This is a genomic window from Citrobacter sp. RHBSTW-00029 (assembly GCF_014104295.1).
Taxonomy (GTDB): Bacteria; Pseudomonadota; Gammaproteobacteria; order Enterobacterales; family Enterobacteriaceae; genus Citrobacter; species Citrobacter youngae.
In genome coordinates this window covers 848,846-872,170 of record NZ_JABXRT010000001.1, presented here as the reverse complement: position 1 = coordinate 872,170, position 23,325 = coordinate 848,846, and the positions used below count along the sequence as shown (strand labels likewise).

The 23,325-nt window shown below is 53.5% G+C and carries 20 protein-coding genes; 3 read left to right on the top strand and 17 right to left on the bottom strand.

Going from position 1 to position 23,325, the window contains the following annotated elements; all coding sequences use genetic code 11:
• Nucleotides 1-20: 20 nt before the first annotated feature.
• From menF to HV041_RS04180, 3 genes are all read right to left on the bottom strand, one after another.
• Nucleotides 21-1,319, bottom strand: coding sequence for an isochorismate synthase MenF (gene menF / locus HV041_RS04190; RefSeq protein WP_121584849.1), 1,299 nt, complete (start codon nt 1,317-1,319; stop codon nt 21-23).
• Between the two features lie 94 nt (nt 1,320-1,413).
• Nucleotides 1,414-1,719 carry a stress response protein ElaB gene (elaB, locus tag HV041_RS04185; RefSeq protein ID WP_005129450.1) on the bottom strand — a complete coding sequence of 102 codons (306 nt, stop codon included), beginning with the start codon at nt 1,717-1,719 and terminating at the stop codon, nt 1,414-1,416.
• 53 nt (nt 1,720-1,772) lie between these two features.
• Nucleotides 1,773-2,234 carry a GNAT family N-acetyltransferase gene (locus HV041_RS04180; protein WP_121584850.1) on the bottom strand — a complete coding sequence of 154 codons (462 nt, stop codon included), beginning with the start codon at nt 2,232-2,234 and terminating at the stop codon, nt 1,773-1,775.
• A gap of 67 nt (nt 2,235-2,301) precedes the next feature.
• On the opposite strand from HV041_RS04180, the gene rbn reads away from it, so the two are divergent.
• A complete protein-coding gene (rbn, locus tag HV041_RS04175) occupies nt 2,302-3,219 on the top strand; it encodes a ribonuclease BN (protein ID WP_121584851.1) in 918 nt (305 codons plus the stop codon).
• Between the two features lie 64 nt (nt 3,220-3,283).
• Nucleotides 3,284-4,288 carry a chemotaxis protein gene (locus HV041_RS04170; RefSeq protein WP_061068219.1) on the top strand — a complete coding sequence of 335 codons (1,005 nt, stop codon included), beginning with the start codon at nt 3,284-3,286 and terminating at the stop codon, nt 4,286-4,288.
• Nucleotides 4,289-4,346: 58 nt separating this feature from the next.
• Here the strand turns inward: HV041_RS04170 and nuoN are convergent, their stop codons facing one another.
• The 14 genes from nuoN to lrhA form a co-directional block, all read right to left on the bottom strand.
• Nucleotides 4,347-5,804, bottom strand: a complete 1,458-nt coding sequence (gene nuoN, locus HV041_RS04165; protein WP_048211072.1) for an NADH-quinone oxidoreductase subunit NuoN — start codon at nt 5,802-5,804, stop codon at nt 4,347-4,349.
• 6 nt (nt 5,805-5,810) lie between these two features.
• Complete coding sequence (gene nuoM, locus HV041_RS04160; protein ID WP_003027692.1) at nt 5,811-7,340, bottom strand: NADH-quinone oxidoreductase subunit M; 1,530 nt, start codon at nt 7,338-7,340, stop codon at nt 5,811-5,813.
• Between the two features lie 251 nt (nt 7,341-7,591).
• Complete coding sequence (nuoL, locus tag HV041_RS04155) at nt 7,592-9,433, bottom strand: NADH-quinone oxidoreductase subunit L (RefSeq protein ID WP_048211071.1); 1,842 nt, start codon at nt 9,431-9,433, stop codon at nt 7,592-7,594.
• Entirely contained in the window at nt 9,430-9,732 is a 303-nt protein-coding gene (nuoK, locus tag HV041_RS04150; RefSeq protein ID WP_000612644.1) for an NADH-quinone oxidoreductase subunit NuoK, read from the bottom strand. Before nuoK ends, nuoL begins: the two co-directional genes overlap by 4 nt.
• Complete coding sequence (gene nuoJ, locus HV041_RS04145; protein WP_016153833.1) at nt 9,729-10,283, bottom strand: NADH-quinone oxidoreductase subunit J; 555 nt, start codon at nt 10,281-10,283, stop codon at nt 9,729-9,731. Before nuoJ ends, nuoK begins: the two co-directional genes overlap by 4 nt.
• Before the next feature lie 11 nt (nt 10,284-10,294).
• On the bottom strand, nt 10,295-10,837 hold the full coding sequence (gene nuoI, locus HV041_RS04140; protein WP_003028062.1) for an NADH-quinone oxidoreductase subunit NuoI: 543 nt from the start codon (nt 10,835-10,837) through the stop codon (nt 10,295-10,297).
• A gap of 14 nt (nt 10,838-10,851) precedes the next feature.
• Nucleotides 10,852-11,829: an NADH-quinone oxidoreductase subunit NuoH gene (nuoH, locus tag HV041_RS04135; RefSeq protein WP_003028063.1), complete on the bottom strand. Its 978-nt coding sequence runs from the start codon at nt 11,827-11,829 to the stop codon at nt 10,852-10,854.
• Nucleotides 11,826-14,552 carry an NADH-quinone oxidoreductase subunit NuoG gene (nuoG, locus tag HV041_RS04130; RefSeq protein WP_048212556.1) on the bottom strand — a complete coding sequence of 909 codons (2,727 nt, stop codon included), beginning with the start codon at nt 14,550-14,552 and terminating at the stop codon, nt 11,826-11,828. The genes nuoH and nuoG overlap by 4 nt, the downstream gene beginning before the upstream one ends.
• A gap of 183 nt (nt 14,553-14,735) precedes the next feature.
• Nucleotides 14,736-16,073 (bottom strand): NADH-quinone oxidoreductase subunit NuoF, encoded by a 1,338-nt coding sequence (gene nuoF, locus HV041_RS04125; RefSeq protein ID WP_005129472.1) that lies wholly within the window; start codon nt 16,071-16,073, stop codon nt 14,736-14,738.
• The gene (nuoE, locus tag HV041_RS04120) at nt 16,070-16,570 is read right to left on the bottom strand and encodes an NADH-quinone oxidoreductase subunit NuoE (RefSeq protein WP_003028069.1); all 501 of its coding nucleotides are present in this window, start codon (nt 16,568-16,570) and stop codon (nt 16,070-16,072) included. The genes nuoF and nuoE overlap by 4 nt, the downstream gene beginning before the upstream one ends.
• A gap of 2 nt (nt 16,571-16,572) precedes the next feature.
• A complete protein-coding gene (gene nuoC / locus HV041_RS04115) occupies nt 16,573-18,375 on the bottom strand; it encodes an NADH-quinone oxidoreductase subunit C/D (RefSeq protein WP_075551358.1) in 1,803 nt (600 codons plus the stop codon).
• Nucleotides 18,376-18,460: 85 nt separating this feature from the next.
• Nucleotides 18,461-19,123 (bottom strand): NADH-quinone oxidoreductase subunit NuoB, encoded by a 663-nt coding sequence (gene nuoB, locus HV041_RS04110; RefSeq protein WP_003028075.1) that lies wholly within the window; start codon nt 19,121-19,123, stop codon nt 18,461-18,463.
• A 15-nt stretch (nt 19,124-19,138) separates the two neighbouring features.
• On the bottom strand, nt 19,139-19,582 hold the full coding sequence (nuoA, locus tag HV041_RS04105) for an NADH-quinone oxidoreductase subunit NuoA (RefSeq protein ID WP_040230134.1): 444 nt from the start codon (nt 19,580-19,582) through the stop codon (nt 19,139-19,141).
• 626 nt (nt 19,583-20,208) lie between these two features.
• A complete protein-coding gene (gene lrhA, locus HV041_RS04100; RefSeq protein ID WP_005129482.1) occupies nt 20,209-21,147 on the bottom strand; it encodes a transcriptional regulator LrhA in 939 nt (312 codons plus the stop codon).
• 926 nt (nt 21,148-22,073) lie between these two features.
• Between lrhA and alaA the strand changes: the two genes are divergently transcribed.
• Complete coding sequence (alaA, locus tag HV041_RS04095; RefSeq protein WP_005129483.1) at nt 22,074-23,291, top strand: alanine transaminase AlaA; 1,218 nt, start codon at nt 22,074-22,076, stop codon at nt 23,289-23,291.
• Nucleotides 23,292-23,325: the final 34 nt, after the last annotated feature.

Below are 23,325 nucleotides of genomic sequence, written 5' to 3'. Positions count from 1 at the left end.
CGGGAATATACACGAAATCATTATCCTTCCATCTGTAATAAAGTACGTAACCCTGCCGCTTTATTATCTATTTCTTGCCATTCTTGCTCAGGATCGGAACCGCGCACGATCCCCGCCCCGGCATACAGACGTACGACATTTGCGCTAATTTTCGCTGAACGTAATGACACGCAAAACTCGCTCTGACGCAGTGAAAGATAACCCGCAGAACCGGCATACCACTCGCGTTCAAAGGGTTCATTATGTTGGATAAATTCGCGCGCCAGCTCGCGTGGAATACCCGCTACGGCCGCAGTAGGCTGTAGCTGTACCAGACAGAGCGTATCATCCGCCTGATTGAGCGCAGTCCAGATACAGCGGCGCAGATGCTGTACTTTGCGCAGCCTGAGTACCTGCGGCGGCAGGACATCGAGGGTTTGCGTACAGTTCTGCAGCCGTTGGCAAATATCTTCCACTACCAACATGTTCTCACGCTGATTTTTATCGTCCTTCATCAGCCATTCACCCAACTGCCAGGCGCGATGATCGTCAGGGTGATTGGCAACGGTTCCGGCCAGCGCCTCAGTGCGCAGTGCCATGTCACGCCGCCGATACAGACGTTCAGGGGAAGAGCCAAGAAAAGCAGATTCGGCGGAAAACGCCATATAGAAGTGGTAACAGTTGAGATTTAAACGACGGCTGGAGGCCATAACCGCCGCGGCATTAACTGGCTGAGAAAACTGTAAATCGGTCGCCCGCGCCAGTACCACTTTGTCGAGTTCTTCCCCGGCAATAGTTTGCGTGGCAAGCTCAATAAGGCGCGTCCAGCCTGCTTTATCTGGCCAGTGTTGTTCACCGGTTAAATTCAGGCGCAGTGCGGGAAGCGGTTTTACCTGCGCAAGTGCTGAAATAAACGCAGCGGCCTGCGCGGCATCTTCACGCAACGACACGTCGCTATACAGGTGTAGTCGTAAGGTCGCAACCCCGGCACAGCGTCGCCATTCCAGTCGCGGCAGCAATAAATTACCGCGCTGCGGCTCAAACGCATTCAGGCCCCAGACGCGCAGTTCGGGGTAATTATCATGTTGGCGTAAAAACCGTTGGGCAGAGTCCAGTGAGGAAAATGCGGCGACGGCTCCCAGTACGGCAGCCTCTTCGTCACCGTTACGTTGCTGCCAGTAAAACTGAGGCCAGACGGTCTGGCTGGCCAGCCATCCTAAAGCGTCAAACGCATCATTCAGAGGGAAAGGTATATCGTAAATACGAATTCCAGGTGCGGCTGGTATCTCTTGCGACAAATGACGCATCAGACTTTCCAGCGCAGTAGTGATTGAATGCACGCGGACCTCTCCCTGTTAAAAACCTCACATTATACGGGGTACTGAGCAGAAAAAGCAGTACCCCCGTATAGGGAGTGCGATGACAGCGCTATATTTATCGCCGTGCCAGCAATAATCCCATCACTAAACCGACTGTCGCCCCCACGCCGATCCCACGCCAGGGTTTTTCGTGTACATAGTCATCTGCCCGGCAAACAGCCTGCTTTGCACGATAATAGTAACTGTCAGAGGCGTGACTAACGCGATTTCTCACCTCTTCTAACGCCTGCTCAGCCCGCGCTTTCAACTCAAGGTATTTTTGGTCGGCAGGATCGCCGGAAGAACGTAGCACTTCTTCCAGCGTTTCGCTCAACAATTCCAAATCGTCATCAATACGTGATTCGTAAGAATGAAAAGACATTGTATTCTCCCTTTCTATTGACGTACCCGCTAACTATAGACGACAGGGGCTGTTTACGCTTGATGCCCCTCACGCGCCATGCCGATGTGTGGAATCCCGTCTTCGTCATAGACTTCCGTGACTGGAACAAACCCAAATCTCGCATAAAACGATTGCAGATGTGCCTGAGCCCCCAGGTATAACGCCTTATGCGGCCAATGCTGCGCACAGGATGCCAGTGTTTGCGTCATTAACTGCTGCCCCTGTTTTTCACCGCGCAGCGCTTCGCTGACAATCACCCGGCCAATTACTACCGGCTCCAGATCATCGTCACTTTTCAGAATCCTCGCATACGCCACCAGTTCATCGTTATGCCATCCCAGAATGTGACGGTTCTCGCCGACTAAGTCGTCGCCATCCACGTCCTGATACGGACATTGTTGCTCAACAACGAATACCGCGCAGCGAAGCTGAAGAATGGCATACAGCTCCTGAACACTCAGCTTTGCATGATGAAGATCTTGCCAGTGGATCATTGTCTGCCCCTTTGTTGTGATAACCTGAACACCCTGCCTCATTGATGGCGAAAAGTGTAACGTAAAGATGGAATTACTATTTTTAGGTACGTCAGCGGGAGTTCCCACACGCTCTCGCAATGTAACGGCAATTTTACTAAATCTGCAACACCCGACTCAGGCAGGTTTGTGGCTTTTTGATTGCGGCGAAGGGACGCAGCATCAAATGCTTAGCACGCCATTTAATCCGGGAAAACTCGATCGTATTTTTATCAGCCATTTACACGGCGACCATCTGTTTGGTTTACCGGGGCTGCTGTGCAGTCGTTCAATGGCCGGGAACGTCCAGCCGCTAACGCTCTACGGACCCAAGGGGTTGCGAGAGTTTACCGAAACCGCGTTACGTCTGAGCGGCTCCTGGACCGATTACCCGCTGGATATTGTAGAAATTACCGCCGGTGAGGTTGTGGATGACGGCCTGCGCAAAGTGACTGCGTTTCGACTGGAACATCCACTGGAGTGCTACGGTTTTCGTGTTGAAGAACACGACAAACCCGGCGCGCTTAATGCCAGCGCCCTGAAGGCGGCAGGCGTTAAAGCGGGCCCGTGGTTTCAGGATTTGAAAGCCGGGAAAACCATCGTACTGGAAGACGGTCGCGCGATTAACGGTGCCGATTTCCTCTCCCCGGCAACCCGAGGGAAATCCGTGGCTATTTTCGGTGATACCGGGCCCTGTGCGAGCGCTATCAAACTGGCAAAAGGGGTGGACGTGATGGTACATGAAACCACGCTGGACGCCTCAATGGAGGAAAAAGCCAACAGCCGCGGGCATAGCTCCACCCGGCAGGCCGCACAGCTGGCACGGGACGCCGGTGTGGGCAGACTCATCATGACCCACGTCAGCTCACGCTACGATGCAAAAGGCTGCCAGCGGTTATTTGAAGAGTGCAGAGCGATTTTTCCAGACACGGAACTGGCTCACGATTTCGCCATTTTCACCGTTTAGTGCTCCATTTTTCCGCCTCAGTGCCGATAACAGTGGAAAGGCTGGCTTTCACACTGAGGACAGGATGAACAATTTCCAGAAAGATATTGATGACAGGACAAACCTAACCTTGTCTAACCGTTTTGAACTGCTGCTGTTTCGCCTTGGCAAATCCGTTGAGGAGCAGAAATCAGAGCTGTTTGGCATCAACGTATTCAAACTGCGTGAAATCGTACCGATGCCGACCTTTACACGCCCTGCCGGCATGAAGGCTCCGTTGTTAGGCATGGTGAATATCCGGGACCAGGTGATCCCGGTGATCGACCTGCCTGCTGTCGCCGGGTGTAAACCCGAAACCGGGCTTAATATCCTGTTGATCACAGAGTACGCCCGCAGCGTACAGGCCTTTGCGGTGGAGTCAGTAGAGAACATTATGCGTCTCGACTGGCAACAGGTGCACACTGCTGAGAAAGCTGTTAATGGTCGCTACATCACCAGTATTGCTTGTCTGGATGACAACAAAGAGACCAACAACCTGGCGCTGGTGCTCGACGTTGAGCAGATCTTGTACGACATCGTACCGGCGAACCACGACCTGCGCGCAACCGATCTGAAAACCAATAAATTCAACATCACGCCGGGTGCGGTGGCGATTGTGGCAGATGATTCCAAAGTGGCCCGCGCAATGTTGGAAAAAGGGCTTAACGCGATGGAAATCCCGCATCTGATGCATGTAACGGGCCAGGATGCGTGGGAAAAAATACAGCAGCTTTCCGCAGAAGCGCTGGCGGAAGGTAAGCCAATCAGCGAGAAGATTGCCCTGGTGCTTACCGATCTGGAAATGCCGGAGATGGATGGTTTTACGCTGACCCGTAAGATAAAAACCGACGAACGTCTGAAGAAGATCCCGGTCGTCATCCACTCTTCACTTTCCGGTAGCGCCAACGAAGATCACGTCCGCCGGGTTAAGGCCGATGGCTACGTGGCAAAATTCGAGGTCAACGAATTATCTTCTGTGATTCAGGAAGTGATGGAGCGCGCAGCAAAAGATGTTAGTGGTCCTTTGGTGAGCCGTCAGCTTTCCGCCTGATAGCCTTGCCCCCATAAAAAAACCCGCCGAGGCGGGTTTTTTTATTCCAACGTGTCGCTTACATCAGCGGCGCCGCCAGTTGCACGATACTGATCAGCGGTTGCGGGTAGATACCCAGCACCAGCACCAGCAGTGCAGAGATCAGCACTACGATACCGCCCGCGCTGTACTGCCAGTTAGACGGCGCATCACGGTTCAGTTGCTGCGGTGCGCTCAGATACAGGCTCACAGCAACGCGCAGGTAGTAGTACAAACCAATCGCCGAACCGACCACCACGGCAGCAACCAGCCACCACAGGTTAGCCTGCACACCGACAGCCAGTACGTAGAATTTACCGATAAAGCCCAGCGTCATCGGGATACCCGCCAGAGACAGCATCATCACCGTCATCACTGCCGCGAGGATCGGACGATGCCAGAACAGGCCGCGATAGGAGAACAGAGAATCCGCATCCGGACCACGGTACGGGCTGGACATCAGACTGACCACACCGAACGCGCCAAGGCTGCTGAACAGATAACCAGCCAGATAAACGCCAACGGCTTCCATCGACATCTCGCCGCTCTGCAGGGCAATCAGCGCCACCAGCAGATAACCGAGGTGAGAGATGGAAGAGTAGCCGAGCAGACGTTTGATGTTGGTCTGGCTCAGCGCCATCAGGTTACCGAAGATGATAGAAGCAAAGGCAATCACACCCAGCACGATACGTACCGCTTCGCTGTCGCCAACCGGCGCGTACAGGAACAGACGCATCACCACGCCGAAGATAGCGATTTTGCTCGCCGTCGCCAGGAAGGTGGAAACCGGAGCCGGAGCCCCCTGGTAGACGTCTGGCGTCCACAGATGGAACGGAACCAGCGAGAGTTTGAAGCCGAGGCCAACAATCATCAGACCGAAGCCCGCCAGCAGCAGCGGTTCGCTCAGCATGCCGTCGCCGAGGCTCTTACCGAGCGCGACAAACGACAGATTGCCAGACTGCGCGTACACCAGCGCCATACCGAACAGCAGGAAGGAAGACGCTGCGGCAGACAGAATGGTGTATTTGATACTGGCTTCCAGCGAACGTTTCTGACGGAACGCATAGCCGACCAGGCCAAACAGCGGCAGAGAGATAAGCTCAATACCAAGGAACAGCGCCGCCAGATGGTTAGCGTTAGCCAGCAGAATACCGCCGAGCGCGGCAATCAGCACCAGCAGGTAGAACTCTTCCCGGTTGTCGTCGTAGCCTTCCAGCCACGGGTAAGCGAAGGTACAGGTGGCAAGACTCGCCAGCAGCACCAGCCCGGTGTAGAGCATGGCGAAACCGTCAACCCGCATCAGCGGGGTGACGTCCATGGCGCCCGCCTGGCCAACAAACCAGAGCGAAACCAGCGCGGCGTTAAGCCCAATGACTGACAACGTGGCATTGAGGAAGTGATTGCGTCGCCACGCAATGGAGAGCATCACAACCACCACCGTCAAGCCGACGATCAGCAGCGGTAGCAGCGCAATCAGGTGTTGTGGAGTTATTGTCATGGCGATTTACGGCCTTGTAGTAGTAACGGAATTAACAAACCACTGCTGGATGTTGCTCATCGCAGAATGCGAGGTATCCAGAATCGGCTGCGGATAGAAGCCAAGCAGTACCAGAAGCACGACCAGCAACAGGATGATAAACAGCTCACGCAGCGACATCCCTGGCAGTTCAACACTGGCAATCTGGCTTTTCGCCTTACCGAAGTAAGCGCGATGCAGCATCGCCAGCGAGTAAACAGAGGCAAACACCAGACCAAAGGTTGAGATCACGGTAATGACCGGAACCACCTGATAGCTGCCGAACAGAATCATGAATTCGCCAACGAAGTTACCGGTACCCGGCATACCCAGCGTACACACTGCAAAGAACATTGACAGCGCAGGCAACCATTTCATTTTGCCCCACAGGCCGCCCATCATACGCATATCACGCGTGTGCAGACGTTCGTACAGCTGACCACACAGGATGAACAGACCGGCTGCAGAAAGACCGTGCGCAATCATCTGGATAACCGCACCCTGGTACGCCAGTTGGCTGCCGGTGTAGATAGCAATCAGCACGAAGCCCATGTGCGATACAGAGGTGTAGGCAATCAGACGTTTGATATCGTACTGATTAAAGGCCATCCACGCGCCGTAAAAGATGCCGATTACGCCAAGCCACATAGCGATAGGTGCAAACTCTGCCGACGCGTTCGGGAACAGCGGCAGGGAGAAACGCAGCAGACCGTAGGCCGCCGTTTTCAGCAGAATCCCCGCCAGATCAACGGAACCTGCGGTCGGTGCCTGGGAGTGCGCATCCGGCAACCAGCCGTGCAGCGGAACCACCGGCATTTTCACCGCAAACGCGATGAAGAAGCCCAGCATCAGCAGATATTCCACGCCGTGGGACATCGGGGTATTCAGCAGTTCTTCATAGTTGAAGGTCCACACGCCGGTCGCTTTGTAGTGCACAAACACCAGCGCCAGGATGGCAATCAACATCACCAGACCGCTTGCCTGGGTATAGATGAAGAACTTGGTGGCCGCCGTGATACGCGTTTTACCGTCAGAGGCTTTATGCCCCCACAACGCGATCAGGAAGTACATCGGCACCAACATCATTTCCCAGAAGAAAAAGAACAGGAACATGTCGATGGCAAGGAATACGCCGATTACGCCGCCTAAGATCCACATCAGGTTCAGGTGGAAGAAGCCCTGGTATTTTTCGATTTCATTCCAGGAGCACAGTACCGCCAGAACACCGAGCAGACCGGTTAGCACCACCATCAGCAGCGACAAACCGTCGATGGCTAAATGAATAGAGATGCCAAAACGTGGGATCCACGGCAGGACAAACTCAGACTGCCACTGCGGAATGCCAGCGGATTGCGTCAGTGAATAGCCGCCCTGCAACCACAGTTGCAAGCCAAGCGCCAGCGTCAGTCCCATGGTAATCAGCGCTATCCAGCGCGGCACCTTCACGCCAAAGCGTTCGGTCTGCCAGCACAGGAAGCCACCGATAAAGGGGATTAATATCAACCAGGGTAATAACATAGCTAAGTATGTCCCTTATATTTACTCCTGCTCAGGCTATCTCACTCATCAGCCCAAATCCCGGCAGTGCTCGCAATCCTCACGTACTTCAGTACGCTCCGGTTGCTCTGCGCTGGCGGTATTCGGTCTGACTTCGCCGATGACGCCTGTACTTCAGGAACAGATTTTCAACGAATTCTAAAAATTATTTTTGGGTTTGTAGGCCGGATAAGCGCAGCGCCATCCGGCAGTCGTTCATCCAGCCAACAAACTCAACGCAGTACCATCAACAGTGCCAGCACAACAACGGCGCCGATGCTCATTGATGCCACATACCAGCGCAGATAGCCGTTCTCGCTTAACAGCAGGCCTTTACCTGCAAAGCGAGACAGGATCGCCGGAATGTTCATCATTGCGTTCAGCGGATCGCGTTTCAGCAGCCATGCAACACCGAGGAACGGCTTGACGAATACTTTGTCATACAGCCAGTCGAAGCCCCAGGCGTTATACCACCAGGTACCCAGCAAACGGCCTGGCGCACTGTTGGCAATCGATGTCACAAGCTGGCGTTTACCCAGCCACAGCCATGCTGCGATCAGGATGCCCGCAATCGCGACGATACCGGAAGTAATTTCCAGCGTCATGACGCGACCATGCTCAAGCTCGGTCGTCGCAGGCAGTACGCCATGCAGTGGCGGCACAATCAGCGCGCCAACAAAGGTGGACAGGATCATCAGCACAATCAGCGGCAGATGATGGGTAATCCCCTTCCCGGCGTGAGCGTGAATTTGTTCTTTACCGTGGAACACGATGAAAATCATACGGAAGGTATACAGCGAGGTCATGAACGCACCGACCAGACCTGCAACCATCAGATTGATATGACCGTTCGCCATCGCACCGGCAAGAATCTCATCCTTACTGAAGAAGCCAGCGGTAATCAGCGGCAGAGCCGACAGCGCCGCGCCACCAATCAGGAAGCAGAGATACACCAGCGGAATAGACTTACGCAGGCCGCCCATCTTGAAGATGTTCTGTTCGTGGTGGCAGGCCAGGATAACCGAGCCGGATGCCAGGAACAGCAGCGCTTTAAAGAAGGCGTGCGTCATCAGGTGGAAAATCGCCGCATCCCACGCCTGAACGCCAAGCGCCAGGAACATGTAGCCAATCTGGCTCATCGTGGAGTAAGCGAGAACGCGTTTGATGTCGGTCTGTACCAGCGCAGCAAAACCCGCCAGTACCAGCGTGATAGCACCGATAATCCCCACCAGATGCAGGATTTCCGGGGTCATCAGGAACAGGCCGTGCGTACGTGCAATCAGGTAGACACCGGCGGTAACCATCGTCGCAGCGTGGATCAGCGCAGAGACAGGCGTCGGGCCTGCCATCGCATCAGCAAGCCATGTTTGCAACGGCAGCTGTGCAGATTTACCGACCGCACCGCCCAGCAGCATCAGGGTTGCCCACATCAGCATGTTGTTACCGTCTGCAAAGTGCGCAGGCGCCAGTTCCACCATTTCGCGGAAGTTCAGCGTGCCCAGCTCGTTGTAGAGAATGAACAGTGCGAACGCCAGGAATACGTCACCAACACGGGTTACCACGAAGGCTTTCATTGCCGCAGCGCCATTCTTCGGATCGGTATAGTAGAAACCAATCAGCAGATAGGAGCACAGGCCCACGCCTTCCCAGCCGAGGTACATCAGCAGCAGGTTATCCGCCAGCACCAGAACCACCATGCTGGCGATAAACAGGTTGGTGTAGGCGAAGAAACGAGAATAGCCCTCTTCTCCGCGCATATACCAGGAGGCGAACATGTGGATCAGGAAACCGACGCCGGTCACCACGGAGAGCATGGTCAGCGACAGGCCGTCCAGCACCAGGTTGAAACCGATGTTGAAATCACCGACTGACATCCACGTCCACAGCGGCTGGCTGTAAGCCTGCTGGCCATTGGCAAAGAAATCAACGCCAACAAACGCAGTCACCAGCGCGGCCAGACCAATCGACCCGACACCCACGGTAGCGGACAGATTTTCTGACCAACGACCACGAGAAAACGCCAGTAATACAAAGCCAATAAATGGCAGAATAATGGTTAAGGCAAGCATGTTCATCCACGCATCTCACTTACTGAATCGATGTTCAGGTTCTGGCGACGGCGATGAAGTTGCAGCAACAGCGCAAGTCCAATGCTCGCTTCCGCAGCCGCAAGGCTGATGGCGAGAATGTACATCACCTGACCATCGGTCTGGCCCCAGTAGCTTCCGGCGACCACAAAGGCCAGCGCGGAGGCGTTAATCATGATTTCCAGCCCGATCAGCATAAACAGCAGATTGCGGCGGATAACCAGACCGGTCAAACCCAGGACGAATAAAATCGCAGCGAGGATCAGTCCATGTTGTAAGGGGATCATGCGTGCTCCTCCGTTTTTCTTTTCGCGCGGTCATCGGTGCGATTGCTCAGCACCTCACCTGAACGCTCTTCGCGCCCCACGTGGAAGGCCACAACCAGACCCGCCAGCAGCAGCATCGAAGCCAGTTCGACCGCCAGTACATACGGTCCGAACAGGGAAATACCGACTGCTTTCGCGCTGATTGGTGTCCCGTCGATGCCCTGATCGTTAACGCCCAGAATGGCGTAAACAATCACCGCCAGCATGATGGCCGACAGAATCGCCGGTCCAATCCACACCTGAGGTTTCAGCCACTGGCGTTCCTGTTCAATTTCAGAACCACCGAGGTTGAGCATCATTACCACGAATACGAACAGCACCATGATGGCGCCCGCGTAGACGATAATTTCCAGCGCACCCGCGAAGTAAGCGCCTAACGAGAAGAACACCCCGGAAATCGCCAGCAGCGAAATAATCAGATACAGCAGTGCGTGTACCGGATTGGTGTGGGTGATCACCCGCAAGGTTGCGAGAATGGCTATCAGGCCACAGATATAAAAAGCGAACTCCATTGCCCCTCTCCTTACGGTAACAGGCTCTTGACGTCGATAGGCTTAGCTTCGTTCTCTGCTTCGCCCTTATCTTTGCCGTCGATTGCCATACCTGCCATCCGGTAGAAGTTATATTCCGGGTATTTACCCGGACCGGAGATCAGCAGATCCTCTTTCTCGTAAACCAGGTCCTGGCGCTTGTACTCACCCAGCTCGAAATCTGGAGTCAGCTGAATAGCCGTTGTCGGACAGGCTTCTTCGCACAGGCCGCAGAAAATGCAGCGTGAGAAGTTAATGCGGAAAAACTCCGGATACCAGCGGCCATCTTTGGTCTCTGCTTTTTGCAAAGAGATACAGCCTACCGGACACGCTACCGCACACAGGTTACAGGCAACGCAGCGCTCTTCTCCGTCCGGGTCACGGGTCAGAACGATACGACCACGAAAACGGGGCGGTAGATAGACCGGCTCTTCCGGGTACATCTGCGTTTCGCGTTTCGCGAACGCATGCAGGCCGATCATCCAGATACTGCGTACCTGGGTGCCGAAACCTACGAACAATTCTTTTAAGGTCATGGTCTTTGTGTCCCTTATTGCGCCTGCCAGAGAATGACAGCCGCCGTTACCAGCAAGTTGACGAGCGTCAGCGGCAGACAGACTTTCCAGCCGAAGGACATTACCTGGTCATAACGAGGACGCGGTAACGACGCACGAATCAAAATGAACATCATCATGAAGAACGCGGTTTTCAGCGCGAACCAGACGAATGGTGGTAAGAACGGGCCATGCCAGCCACCGAAGAACAGGGTAACCATCAGCGCAGAAATGGTGACGATACCGATGTATTCACCCACGAAGAACAGACCGAATTTCATACCGGAATATTCAATGTGGTAACCGTCGGCCAGTTCCTGCTCGGCTTCTGGCTGGTCAAACGGGTGACGGTGACACACCGCCACGCCCGCGATGGCAAAGGTGACAAAACCAAAGAACTGCGGAATAACGTTCCAGATATCAGCCTGGTTGTTGACGATGTCGGTCATGTTAAATGAACCGGCCTGCGCCACCACGCCCATCAGGGAAAGTCCGAGGAACACTTCGTAGCTCAGCGTCTGCGCAGACGCACGCATCGCACCGAGCAGGGAGTATTTGTTGTTACTGGACCAACCGGCGAACAGCACCGCGTATACCGCGAGGCCCGCCATCATCAGGAAGAACAGGATCCCGATGTTCAGGTCGGCCACTACCCAGTTCGGACTCACCGGCACGATGGCGAAAGCCAGCAGCAGCGAGGTGAAGGCGATCATCGGTGCCAGGGTAAAGATGACGCGATCCGAGAATTTCGGGATCCAGTCTTCTTTAAAGAACATCTTGATCATGTCCGCAACCAGCTGGAGCGAACCGCCCCAGCCAACACGGTTCGGTCCGTAACGGTTCTGGAACAGACCCAGCAGACGACGTTCGCCAAAGCTCATGAATGCCCCGCAGGTGACCACCACCAGCAGGATCACCACCGCTTTGAGAATGCTCAGCAGGATCTCAATCAGATCGGGTGTAATCCAACTCATTGTTGTGCCTCCTGCAGATCCTCAAGACGCGCACCTGCCAGAACCGGCGCGATGCCAGGCATGCCCATCGGCAAACCAACCTGCCCTGCCGTTAATCCTTCAGCGATTTCAACCGGCAGCGTAACCGTGTTGCCATCGTAGCTGAAAGAAACGCGCGTACCGGCATTAACACCCAACTTCGCGGCATCAGCCGGGTTGAGTTTGATGTACGGCTGCGGCATACGGGTCTGGAAGACCGGCGCACGCTGGGACATTTCGTCACTGCCAAACAGATGGTAGTACGGCGCGATACGCCACTGACCATCCTGAGCCTGGAAGCTCGCCGGAACGGTAGTGAAGTAATCCATACCATCCGCAGAAGCTTCGATCAGACGCACGCCCGGATCGCCATGACGCAGTTTACCGCCCACTTCATCCTGGAACTTGTTCCACGCCTGTGGGGAGTTCCAGCCCGGAGCCCAGGCAAACGGAATTTGTGAACGCGGTGCAGACGGCTGGTTGTTCCCTTCCATAGAGAAAGCGAACATGGTGTCTTTGTCCTGCGGTTGACGCGGTTCGTGTACGCTGATGTTGGCGCGCATTGCGGTACGCCCACTGTAGCGGTGCGGTTCACGCGCCAGCTTCTGTCCACGGATACGGAAGCTTGCGTCCGGTGCGGCATCTTTAATGCCCGCCAGCTGCGGCAACTTCTCAACGACCGCGTCGATAACGTGGTCGAGCTGCGTCCAGTCCACTTCACGGCTCTGCACGGTGCTGTGCAGCGAGTGCAGCCAGCGCCAGCTTTCCAGCATTACGGTGTTGCTGTCGTAGTAGGATGGGTCATAGACCTGGAAGAAACGCTGGGCGCGGCCTTCGTTGTTAATCACCGTACCATCGCTTTCGGCGAAGCTTGCAGCGGAAAGCACCAGATGGGCGTTTTCCATAATTGCCGTACGCTGATGGTCAACAACCAGTACCAGCGGCGCTTTCGCCAGCGCGGCATCAACGCGGGCGGCTGAAGCATGGCGATGCAGGTCATTTTCCAGCACCACAACGGCGTCAGCGCGACCTGTTTCCAGCTCGGTCAGCGCATCGTCAAGAGAACCACCGCCCATCATGCCGAGGCCCATGCTGTTAACAGAGCGAGCAATCATGGTGATGCCGACATCTGCGCCACGGCCTTTCAGCGCCTTCGCCACGTTGGCAGCAGCCTGAATCACCTCAGCGCTACCGGCGTTGGTGCCGGAAATAATCAGTGGTTTCTTCGCCCCGGCCAGTGCCTGAACGATAACGTCAATTTTGTTCTGCAGGTCACGGTCGATACCGTCAACCGCCGGCGCGTTGTTATCCAGCGCGTGGGCGATAGCGAAACCTAAACGCGCCTGATCTTCAACCGGCGCACGGTAGGTCCAAGCGGCGATATCGTCCAGACGGGTGTTATCGACGTTGGTGACGAACAGCGGATGCTTGGCACGCTGGCCGATGTTAAGGATTGCTGCGATCTGCCAGTCAGCCACTTTCTGTGCCGCCGCCATTTCGCGAGCTTTACCTTTCACCGCCTGACGCACCGCCAGCGCAACACGCGCACCGGTTTGGGTGACATCTTCGCCCAGTACCAGAACGGCGTCGTAAGATTCTATTTCACGCAGTGCCGGGGTATGAATACCGCCGTCACGCAGCACGCTCAGCGCCAGTTGCAGACGTTCCTGCTCACCCTGGGCGATACCGGTATAGAAGTTATCCGCACCGACCAGTTCACGCAGCGCGAAGTTGCTCTCAACGCTGGCGCGCGGAGAGCCGATACCGATCACTTTCTTCGACTGACGCAGAATATCTGCCGCGCCCTGCATCGCCTGCTCGGCGTTCAGCGTGATCAGATCATCGCCACGACGCTGTACCGGCTGACGCGGACGGTCTTTCAGGTTCACGTAACCATAGCCAAAACGACCACGGTCGCAGAGGAAGTAGTGGTTAACGGTACCGTTGTAGCGGTTTTCGATACGACGCAGTTCACCGTAGCGCTCACCCGGGCTGGTGTTACAGCCAATGGAACACTGCTGGCAGATGCTCGGGGCAAACTGCATATCCCATTTACGGTTATAACGCTCGGAGTGCGTTTTGTCGGTAAACACGCCGGTCGGACAAATTTCTACCAGGTTACCGGAGAATTCGCTCTCAAGCGTACCGTCTTCCGGACGACCGAAGTAGACGTTGTCATGTGCGCCATACACGCCCAGATCCGTGCCATCGGCGTAATCTTTGTAGTAACGTACGCAGCGATAGCAGGCGATGCAGCGGTTCATTTCGTGAGAGATGAACGGCCCCAAATCCTGGTTGCGGTGTGTACGCTTCGTGAAGCGGTAGCGACGGAAGCTATGACCAGTCATGACGGTCATATCCTGAAGGTGGCAGTTACCGCCCTCTTCGCAGACCGGGCAGTCGTGCGGGTGGTTGGTCATCAACCACTCGACGACGCTTTCGCGGAACTGCTTCGCTTCTTCGTCATCAATAGAAATAAAGGTACCTTCGGTGGCCGGTGTCATACAAGACATCACCAGGCGACCACGCGTGTCTTCCGCGTTCTGATATTGCTTCACCGCACACTGGCGGCAAGCACCGACGCTGCCCAGCGCCGGGTGCCAGCAAAAGTATGGAATATCAAGGCCGAGAGACAGACAAGCTTCCAGCAGGTTGTCCGCTCCATTGACCTCATATTCTTTGCCGTCTACATGAATCGTAGCCATAGTCAGCATGCTTCCAGTTGGCTCGGTCAGTGACCAAGCGTTAATCGAATTTCTTTTCCGCTTTATCCTTCAAGCTGCCTCGGCGTTGGCTTCCCTCGCTCACCCCAGTCACTTACTTTAGTAAGCTCAGGGGTTCTCTCGGTTGCCGCCTTGACGCATCTTGAATGCTTTCGCGTAAAACGTTTACCAGCGCTCTTTCAGCAGGTTCGGCTGAATACCACCAATAGCGTGGGTATTGCTGAAGGTCTGCTTAATGCCAGCTTCGAATTCTTCGCGGAAATATTTAATGGCGCTCTGTAGCGGTTCCACCGCACCCGGTGCGTGTGCACAGAAGGTTTTACCCGGGCCGAGGAAACGACACAGTTGCTCAAGTGTCTCGATATCCCCAGGCTGGCCTTCGCCACGCTCCAGCGCACGCAGAATTTTCACACTCCACGGCAGACCATCACGGCACGGCGTACACCAGCCACAGGACTCGCGGGCAAAGAACTCTTCGAGGTTACGCACCAGCCCAACCATGCCAATCTCGTGGTCAACCGCCATCGCCAGCGCGGTGCCCAGACGGCTACCGGCTTTACCAATGCTTTCGAATTCCATCGGCAGGTCGAGATGTGCTTCAGTCAGGAAGTCAGTCCCCGCGCCGCCCGGCTGCCAGGCTTTGAACTTCAGGCCATCGCGCATGCCGCCCGCGTAATCTTCGAGGATTTCACGCGCAGTAGTGCCGAACGGCAGCTCCCACAGTCCCGGATTCTTCACGCGACCAGAGAAGCCCATCAGTTTGGTGCCCGCGTCTTTGCTCTTCGAAATGTTCTGGTACCACTCCACGCCGTTTGCGAGGATAGCCGGTACGTTACACAGGGTTTCGACGTTGTTAACGCAGGTCGGTTTACCCCATGCACCAGAGCTCGCCGGGAACGGCGGCTTGGAGCGCGGGTTCGCACGGCGACCTTCGAGGGAGTTAATCAGTGCAGTTTCTTCACCGCAGATGTAACGCCCTGCCCCGGTGTGCACAAACAGTTCGAAATCGAAACCGGTGCCCATGATGTTTTTGCCAAGCAGACCGGCTTCGGTCGCTTCGGCAATCGCGCGGCGCAGATGCACAGCCGCTTCGATATATTCACCGCGCAGGAAGATGTAACCACGGTACGCTTTCAGCGCAAACGCGGAGATCAGCATGCCTTCCACCAGCAGGTGCGGCAGCTGTTCCATCAACAAGCGGTCTTTATAGGTGCCGGGTTCCATTTCATCGGCGTTACACAGCAGGTAACGGATGTTCATGGATTCGTCTTTCGGCATCAGGCTCCACTTCAGACCGGTGGAAAAGCCTGCGCCGCCGCGCCCTTTCAGGCCAGCGTCTTTTACCTGGTTGACGATTTCATCCGGTGACAGCCCGGTCAGGGCCTTACGCGCACCTTCATAACCGTTCTTGCTACGATATTCGTCCAGCCATACCGGCTGTTTGTCATCACGCAGACGCCAGGTCAGCGGATGCGTTTCGGGAGTACGGATAATGTCTTTCATTTATACCGCTCCAGCAGTTCGGGAATGCCTTCCGGGGTCAGATGAGCGTGAGTATCTTCATCGATCATCATATTCGGCCCCTTGTCGCAGTTCCCCAGGCAACAGGTCGGCAGCAGCGTAAAGCGACCATCAAAGGTCGTCTGCCCCGGCTTGATGTTGAGTTTTTTCTCAAGCGCAGCCTGGATCCCCTGGTAGCCATTGATATGGCACACGACGCTGTCGCAATAGCGGATCACGTGGCGACCGACCGGCTGACGGAAGATCTGGCTGTAGAATGTCGCAACACCTTCGACGTCGCTTGCCGGGATACCCAGCACGTCAGCGATCGCGTAGATCGCCCCATCCGGCACCCAGCCACGCTGCTTCTGAACGATTTTCAGCGCTTCAATGGACGCCGCACGCGGGTCTTCGTAGTGGTGCTTCTCGTGCTCAATCGCTTCACGCTCAGCCGCACTCAGCTCAAAAGCCTCGGTTTGTGGTTGTTGGTTCTCGTGCATAATTAGCGGTCCACATCTGACATAACAAAATCGATACTACCCAGATGGACGATCAGGTCGGACACCAAGCTGCCACGTACCGCTACCGGGATCTGCTGCAGGTGCGCATAGCTCGGGGTACGGATACGGGTACGATAACTCATGGTGCTGCCATCGCTGGTCAGGTAGTAACTGTTAATACCCTTGGTCGCTTCCACCATCTGGAAGGACTCGTTTGCCGGCATAACCGGTCCCCACGAAACCTGCAGGAAGTGGGTGATCAGGGTTTCGATATGTTGCAGCGTGCGCTCTTTCGGCGGCGGCGTCGTCAGCGGGTGATCCGCTTTGAACGGGCCTTCCGGCATGTTATTGAGGCACTGCTCAAGGATGCGCAGACTCTGGCGCAGCTCTTCAACTTTCAGCATCACGCGGGTATAGCAGTCGGATACACCACCGCCAACCGGGACTTCAAAGTCAAAGTTTTCGTAGCCAGAGTACGGACGCGCTTTACGCACGTCGAAATCAATACCGGTCGCACGCAGCGCAGCACCGGTACAGCCCCAGTCCAGCGCTTCTTTCTTGCCGTAAGCGGCAACGCCCTGCGAACGGCCTTTCAGGATGGTGTTACGCAGTGCGGCTTTCTCGTAAGAATCCAGACGTTTTGGCATCCAGTCGAGGAAATCACGCAGCAGTTTGTCCCAACCGCGCGGCAGATCGTGTGCCACACCGCCGATACGGAACCAGGCCGGGTGCATACGGAAACCGGTGATCGCTTCCACGACGTCGTAGATTTTCTGACGGTCGGTAAAGGCGAAAAATACCGGAGTCATCGCGCCGACGTCCTGAATGAACGTGGAGATGTACAGCAGGTGGCTGTTGATACGGAACAGTTCAGAGAGCATGACGCGAATCACGTTGACGCGATCCGGTACGGTAATACCCGCCAGCTTTTCGACTGCCAGCACGTACGGCATTTCGTTCACGCAGCCGCCGAGGTACTCGATACGGTCAGTGTACGGAATATAGCTGTGCCAGGACTGACGTTCGCCCATCTTTTCAGCGCCACGGTGGTGGTAGCCGATGTCAGGTACGCAGTCGACGATTTCTTCGCCATCAAGCTGCAGGACAATACGGAACGCACCATGGGAAGACGGGTGGTTAGGACCGAGGTTGAGGAACATAAAGTCCTCGTTTTCGGTGCTACGCTTCATGCCCCAGTCTTCAGGTTTGAAGGTCAGCGCTTCCATTTCCAGATCCTGTTTGGCTTTAGTCAGCTCAAACGGATCAAATTCGGTCGCACGCGCCGGGTAGTCTTTACGCAGCGGATGGCCTTCCCAGGTATGCGGCATCAGCAGACGCGTCAGGTGCGGGTGACCTTCGATGTCGATGCCAAACATTTCCCAGGTTTCACGCTCATACCAGTTGGCGTTCGGGAACAGTTTGGTGAAAGTCGGTACGCGCAGATCGTTTTCAGACAAAGCCACCTTGAGCATGATATCGCGATTGCGTTCAATGGAGATCAGGTGATAGAAAACGGAAAAATCCGCGGCGGGTAACCCTTCGCGGTGCGTACGCAGACGTTCGTCCATGCCGTGTAAGTCAAACAGCATGACGTAAGGTTTCGGCAGTCTCTTTAAGAAATCGCCAACTTCGAGTAACTGTTCACGCTTGACCCAGACAACGGGTACCCCAGTGCGAGTAGCCTGAACGGTAAAGGCATCCGGCCCAAAACGGTTGCGCAGTTCGCCAATGACCGGGTCATCAAGGTGATCCCGTGTTTGCCATACGGCGTCTTGCGCGGTTAAGTCGGTCATATTGTTCACCATTGCAAATGGTCCGTGGTGGTCGGCAGTGCTTCGCGCTATTTATGTAGTGGTAAGCGAAGGAAGTGCTGCTGCCGACAGGCGCAAATTAAATCTCGTCTGGTGTACGAAGATTCGTTACAGCAATACGTTCGCCGCGTTTACGCTCGCGTTCTGACTGCATATTGGCGCGATAAACGCCCTGATCGCCAACCACCCAGGAGAGCGGACGGCGTTCTTTGCCAATGGAATCTTGCAGCAGCATCAGTGCCTGCATGTACGCTTCCGGACGCGGCGGGCATCCCGGGATGTACACATCGACCGGAATAAATTTATCAACGCCCTGCACTACCGAGTAGATATCGTACATACCGCCGGAGTTGGCGCAGGCGCCCATGGAAATAACCCATTTCGGTTCCAGCATCTGATCGTAGAGGCGCTGAATAACCGGGGCCATTTTGGTAAAGCAGGTTCCGGCTACGACCATCAGGTCAGCCTGACGCGGCGATGCACGCAATACTTCTGCACCAAAACGGGCCACGTCATGCACGGCGGTAAACGAGGTCACCATCTCTACGTAGCAGCAGGAAAGGCCAAAGTTATATGGCCAAATTGAGTTTTTACGGCCCCAGTTAACCATGTCATGCAGTTTGCCCATGAACACGTTTTTGTTAACTTCCTGCTCCAGGGGGTCGGTTACGATCTCCTGTTTTTGCAGGGGGTAACGGTCGTTCTCACCGTTAGGATCTATGCGGGTGAGCGTATAATCCATCTTAATGCCTCGCGGTTAGCGTTGACGATTAGCGATACTGTTCGTTTCCGGGTTCATACGCTCGCGGCGTGAACGCGCGGGCGTCCAGTCCAGCGCGCCAATACGCACCAGATAAACCAGACCTGCCAGTAACACAAAAATAAAAATTGCAGCTTCCACAAAGCCAATCCAACCGCTTTCACGGATAGAGGTTGACCATGCGAACAGATACAGCGCTTCAACGTCGAAGATAACGAAGAACATGGCTACCAGATAAAACTTGGCAGACAGGCGCAAGCGGGCGGTGCCGACCGAGTCGATACCTGATTCAAACGGCACGTTTTTAGATCTCGCGCGCGCGCGACCACCTAAAAACCAGCCGCCGACGAGCATCAGGCAGCACAGGCCAATGGCGACAATAAGAAAGATAGCGAATGCCCAGTGATGAGCGATGACTTCAGTGGATGTTGACATACTCATTGCTTACTCATCAAAAGTAGCGCCAAATTCTCTGCTCTTTTCGGCAGATGAACGCCACATCGATTCATGGGGAGGAATAAAAAAAACCTTACAATCACTGTGAAAAATCATTTTAGACAGCTAATTGATGGGGTTTTTTACTCCTTTCTATAACCTTTTGTCAACTTTAACAAAAGTTTCCTCACATTATTTTACACAACTCCAACACCATTAACATAAAGTGCTATTTAGACCCATTTCGATCGCGTCATCGGTCATTTTTAATGTTGTTGAATCGTGTCCGTAGTGAAGTAAAAAAATGATACCCGTCTATTTTGACAGGAATTCACACAGATGCCTCCCCCTAAATGGGAGTATTTTCTTGATCTGTGACACGCTTTTGTTAATTCACCATAAAAAACAGCAACAATTTCTCTAGTTTTTTAACATGAAAATGAATAGCGCCTCGAGTGATTGTTTTTTGCACTATTTGTAGGTGATTTTTTTACCTACTGATTTTGTTAAGTTTTGGTATACAAAATGCCATCTCCGACCATTATTTGCATAAAAAAAGAGCCACTGGATGTTTTTTCATCACCAGCGACTCTTTTTTGCACTTACATTTTATAACGATTATTTATGGTACATCACTCAAAGTCGCCTTCGACAATCAGCGAATCGTCTCCCCCTTCAGGGGTAAACTGGTTGTATTGCCAGGGATTTTGATAGGTCTGCATCGACTTAAAGATCACCTGAGCCAGCTCATTTTGTGATGCAGGGTCGCAGCACAGCAAGTACTCCGTTTCCGGCAACGGTGGCAATCCGTCCGCCGCGCCCAGTACGCGTAAATCCGGGCTCATCATTTCTACAGGACGGGCAGTCACGCCCAACCCCGCCTTCACTGCCGCACGAACAGCCGCTAATGTTGAAGCAACATAGGCCAGACGCCACGGGATCTGTGCAGCGTTCAGCGTTGCCAGTACCATATCGCGGAACGGACTCGGATCATCCAGCAGCACCAGCGGCACCGGCTCACCTTTTTGTAAAATATATTCGGCCGCACAATACCAGTGCGTAGGTGAGGTACGCAGATTCAGACACTCAAAATCGCCTGGCCGGTTGGTTGTCACCACCAGATCAACGTCTTGTGACTTCAGCATATCCACCATGTAAGCGTTGCGTTTCACTCTGACATCCAGCGCAAGCTTCGGATAAACCGAACTTATCCGGTTCAGCAGAAAAGGAAGGATAGTATCCGCTGACTCATCAGAAGCGCCAATAGTTAACACTCCCTGAAGATTGTTAAACATCAATGATGAGCATGCCTCATCATTAAAACGCAATATTTTTCTGGCGTAACCCAGCAACTGAATCCCATGCTCGGTCAGTAGTTTGTTACGTCCATGGCGCGCGAACAACTCTTTCCCCACAAGTTGTTCGAGACGTTGCATTTGCTGACTCACCGCAGACTGAGTGCGACATACCGCAGCTGCCGCAGCCGCGAAGGTATTCAGATCGGCAACGGCAACGAAGGTTCTCAGCAGATCGAGATCGAGGTTAATTATCGGACGATTTGCATTTATCATAATTTTTCACTTACTCGCGGGTCATACCGGGTTAATGCTGTGCATTCAGAAACAAACAACTCCATTTGTAATGGGCCTCCCTCGCAGTTTCACCAGGTGTAACCAGGTGAAAATAAGGATGTATTTGCTTTAACAAACGAAACAATTCCCTTTCAGCGCTATATAATACCCGTGACACTCATCGGAATATAGCAACGAGAAAGAGTCATTTTTTTAGCTGTTGGATGATTCTGACTAATGGAAAACATGTAAATTTTGTAAATTTGAAAAATAGTTAACGAACACTAATTTACACATTAAAAACTAACTTTTCAGTATGTTAGAAACTCTTAACTAACATTAGAATTATCGCAAAACACAAGTTGCGTACCATTTCATGGGACTTATCTTAACCTAAAACCACTATATTTATAAGTGTTATCGCGAATTAATCGAAGCAAAAAGGTGATAACTCAGACTGGCAGTTTTCGTATTATTAACGCGTTCAATAAATACTGTTTAAATATTAAATAATAATTAATTAAGAATGCCACCATTCATTAATTATACTTAACAATAGATTCACACCGCGTCGTTGTCAGATCAGGCCGATAACAGTTTGTCAGGCTCAAACCTCAGTATTTTCGAATTGCGCAATACAGCAGATACTCCCGACCGCGCCCCGTTTTGCACATCTCACTATTTTTACCAAAACAAATCACCATACCCTAGCCGCCACATCGAAACATATAACCACAAAATCAAAAATATCAAGATTATAATTCTATATTAATTTCATTATTTAGTTATTAACAGTTAATTATAACATCGCAACTTTCGAAATCTTCTACTAAAGACCCTTCAAAACTCACCGTCGGGGGAGTACATTGTTCTGTGCTGACTTCCACGGCAGGGAGTGGCATTCACAGCTAAAAAGGTCAAGATTCATGTCCCCCATTGAAAAATCCAGCAAATTAGAAAATGTCTGTTATGACATTCGTGGCCCGGTTCTGAAGGAAGCAAAGCGCCTGGAAGAAGAAGGCAATAAAGTTCTGAAACTCAACATCGGCAACCCTGCGCCATTCGGGTTTGAAGCACCAGATGAAATTCTGGTCGATGTGATCCGCAATTTGCCTACCGCACAAGGGTATTGCGATTCAAAAGGTCTTTATTCAGCCCGCAAAGCGATCATGCAGCATTACCAGGCCCGCGGGATGCGCGATGTTACCGTGGAGGACATTTATATCGGTAACGGCGTTTCTGAATTAATCGTTCAGGCGATGCAGGCGTTGCTGAACAGTGGGGACGAAATGCTGGTTCCTGCACCTGATTACCCGCTGTGGACAGCGGCAGTATCGCTCTCTGGCGGTAATGCCGTGCACTACCTGTGTGATGAATCGTCAGACTGGTTCCCGGACCTTGATGATATTCGGGCAAAAATCACCCCGCGCACTCGTGGGATCGTCATCATTAACCCAAACAACCCTACCGGCGCCGTTTACTCTAAAGAGCTGCTGATGGAGATAGTTGAGATTGCTCGCCAGAACAACCTCATTATCTTTGCTGACGAGATTTATGACAAAATTCTCTATGATGATGCCGAGCATCACTCAATTGCGGCAATGGCCCCGGATCTGCTGACTATTACCTTCAATGGCCTGTCAAAAACTTATCGTGTTGCGGGGTTCCGCCAGGGTTGGATGGTACTGAACGGACCGAAGAAACATGCCAAAGGGTATATTGAAGGTCTTGAAATGTTGGCCTCCATGCGTTTATGCGCCAACGTTCCAGCGCAACACGCCATTCAAACCGCGCTGGGTGGATACCAGAGCATCAGCGAATTTATCATGCCAGGCGGACGTTTGTATGAACAGCGCAACCGGGCCTGGGAATTACTTAATGATATTCCGGGCGTCTCCTGCGTGAAGCCACGCGGCGCGCTGTATATGTTCCCGAAAATTGATGCCAAACGCTTCAATATTCACGACGACCAGAAGATGGTTCTCGACTTTCTGCTGCAGGAAAAAGTCCTGCTGGTTCAGGGAACGGCTTTCAACTGGCCGTGGCCGGATCATTTCCGTATCGTCACACTGCCGCGTATTGACGATATCGAAATGTCGCTAAGTAAATTCGAGCGCTTCCTGTCAGGCTATCACCAGTTGTAATTAAACAAAGGCTGTCGGACCAGTATGACGAGTA

Coding starts and splice junctions, on each gene's coding strand:
- rbn (WP_121584851.1), top strand. CDS start 2,302: ATGGAATTACTATTTTTAGGTACGTCAGCGGGAGTTCCCACACGCTCT.
- nuoJ (WP_016153833.1), bottom strand. CDS start 10,283: ATGGAGTTCGCTTTTTATATCTGTGGCCTGATAGCCATTCTCGCAACC.
- nuoG (WP_048212556.1), bottom strand. CDS start 14,552: ATGGCTACGATTCATGTAGACGGCAAAGAATATGAGGTCAATGGAGCG.
- HV041_RS04170 (WP_061068219.1), top strand. CDS start 3,284: ATGAACAATTTCCAGAAAGATATTGATGACAGGACAAACCTAACCTTG.
- nuoI (WP_003028062.1), bottom strand. CDS start 10,837: ATGACCTTAAAAGAATTGTTCGTAGGTTTCGGCACCCAGGTACGCAGT.
- lrhA (WP_005129482.1), bottom strand. CDS start 21,147: ATGATAAATGCAAATCGTCCGATAATTAACCTCGATCTCGATCTGCTG.
- nuoN (WP_048211072.1), bottom strand. CDS start 5,804: ATGACAATAACTCCACAACACCTGATTGCGCTGCTACCGCTGCTGATC.
- HV041_RS04180 (WP_121584850.1), bottom strand. CDS start 2,234: ATGATCCACTGGCAAGATCTTCATCATGCAAAGCTGAGTGTTCAGGAG.
- nuoF (WP_005129472.1), bottom strand. CDS start 16,073: ATGAAAGACATTATCCGTACTCCCGAAACGCATCCGCTGACCTGGCGT.
- nuoL (WP_048211071.1), bottom strand. CDS start 9,433: ATGAACATGCTTGCCTTAACCATTATTCTGCCATTTATTGGCTTTGTA.
- alaA (WP_005129483.1), top strand. CDS start 22,074: ATGTCCCCCATTGAAAAATCCAGCAAATTAGAAAATGTCTGTTATGAC.
- elaB (WP_005129450.1), bottom strand. CDS start 1,719: ATGTCTTTTCATTCTTACGAATCACGTATTGATGACGATTTGGAATTG.
- nuoH (WP_003028063.1), bottom strand. CDS start 11,829: ATGAGTTGGATTACACCCGATCTGATTGAGATCCTGCTGAGCATTCTC.
- nuoE (WP_003028069.1), bottom strand. CDS start 16,570: ATGCACGAGAACCAACAACCACAAACCGAGGCTTTTGAGCTGAGTGCG.
- nuoC (WP_075551358.1), bottom strand. CDS start 18,375: ATGGTGAACAATATGACCGACTTAACCGCGCAAGACGCCGTATGGCAA.
- nuoA (WP_040230134.1), bottom strand. CDS start 19,582: ATGAGTATGTCAACATCCACTGAAGTCATCGCTCATCACTGGGCATTC.
- nuoB (WP_003028075.1), bottom strand. CDS start 19,123: ATGGATTATACGCTCACCCGCATAGATCCTAACGGTGAGAACGACCGT.
- nuoK (WP_000612644.1), bottom strand. CDS start 9,732: ATGATCCCCTTACAACATGGACTGATCCTCGCTGCGATTTTATTCGTC.
- nuoM (WP_003027692.1), bottom strand. CDS start 7,340: ATGTTATTACCCTGGTTGATATTAATCCCCTTTATCGGTGGCTTCCTG.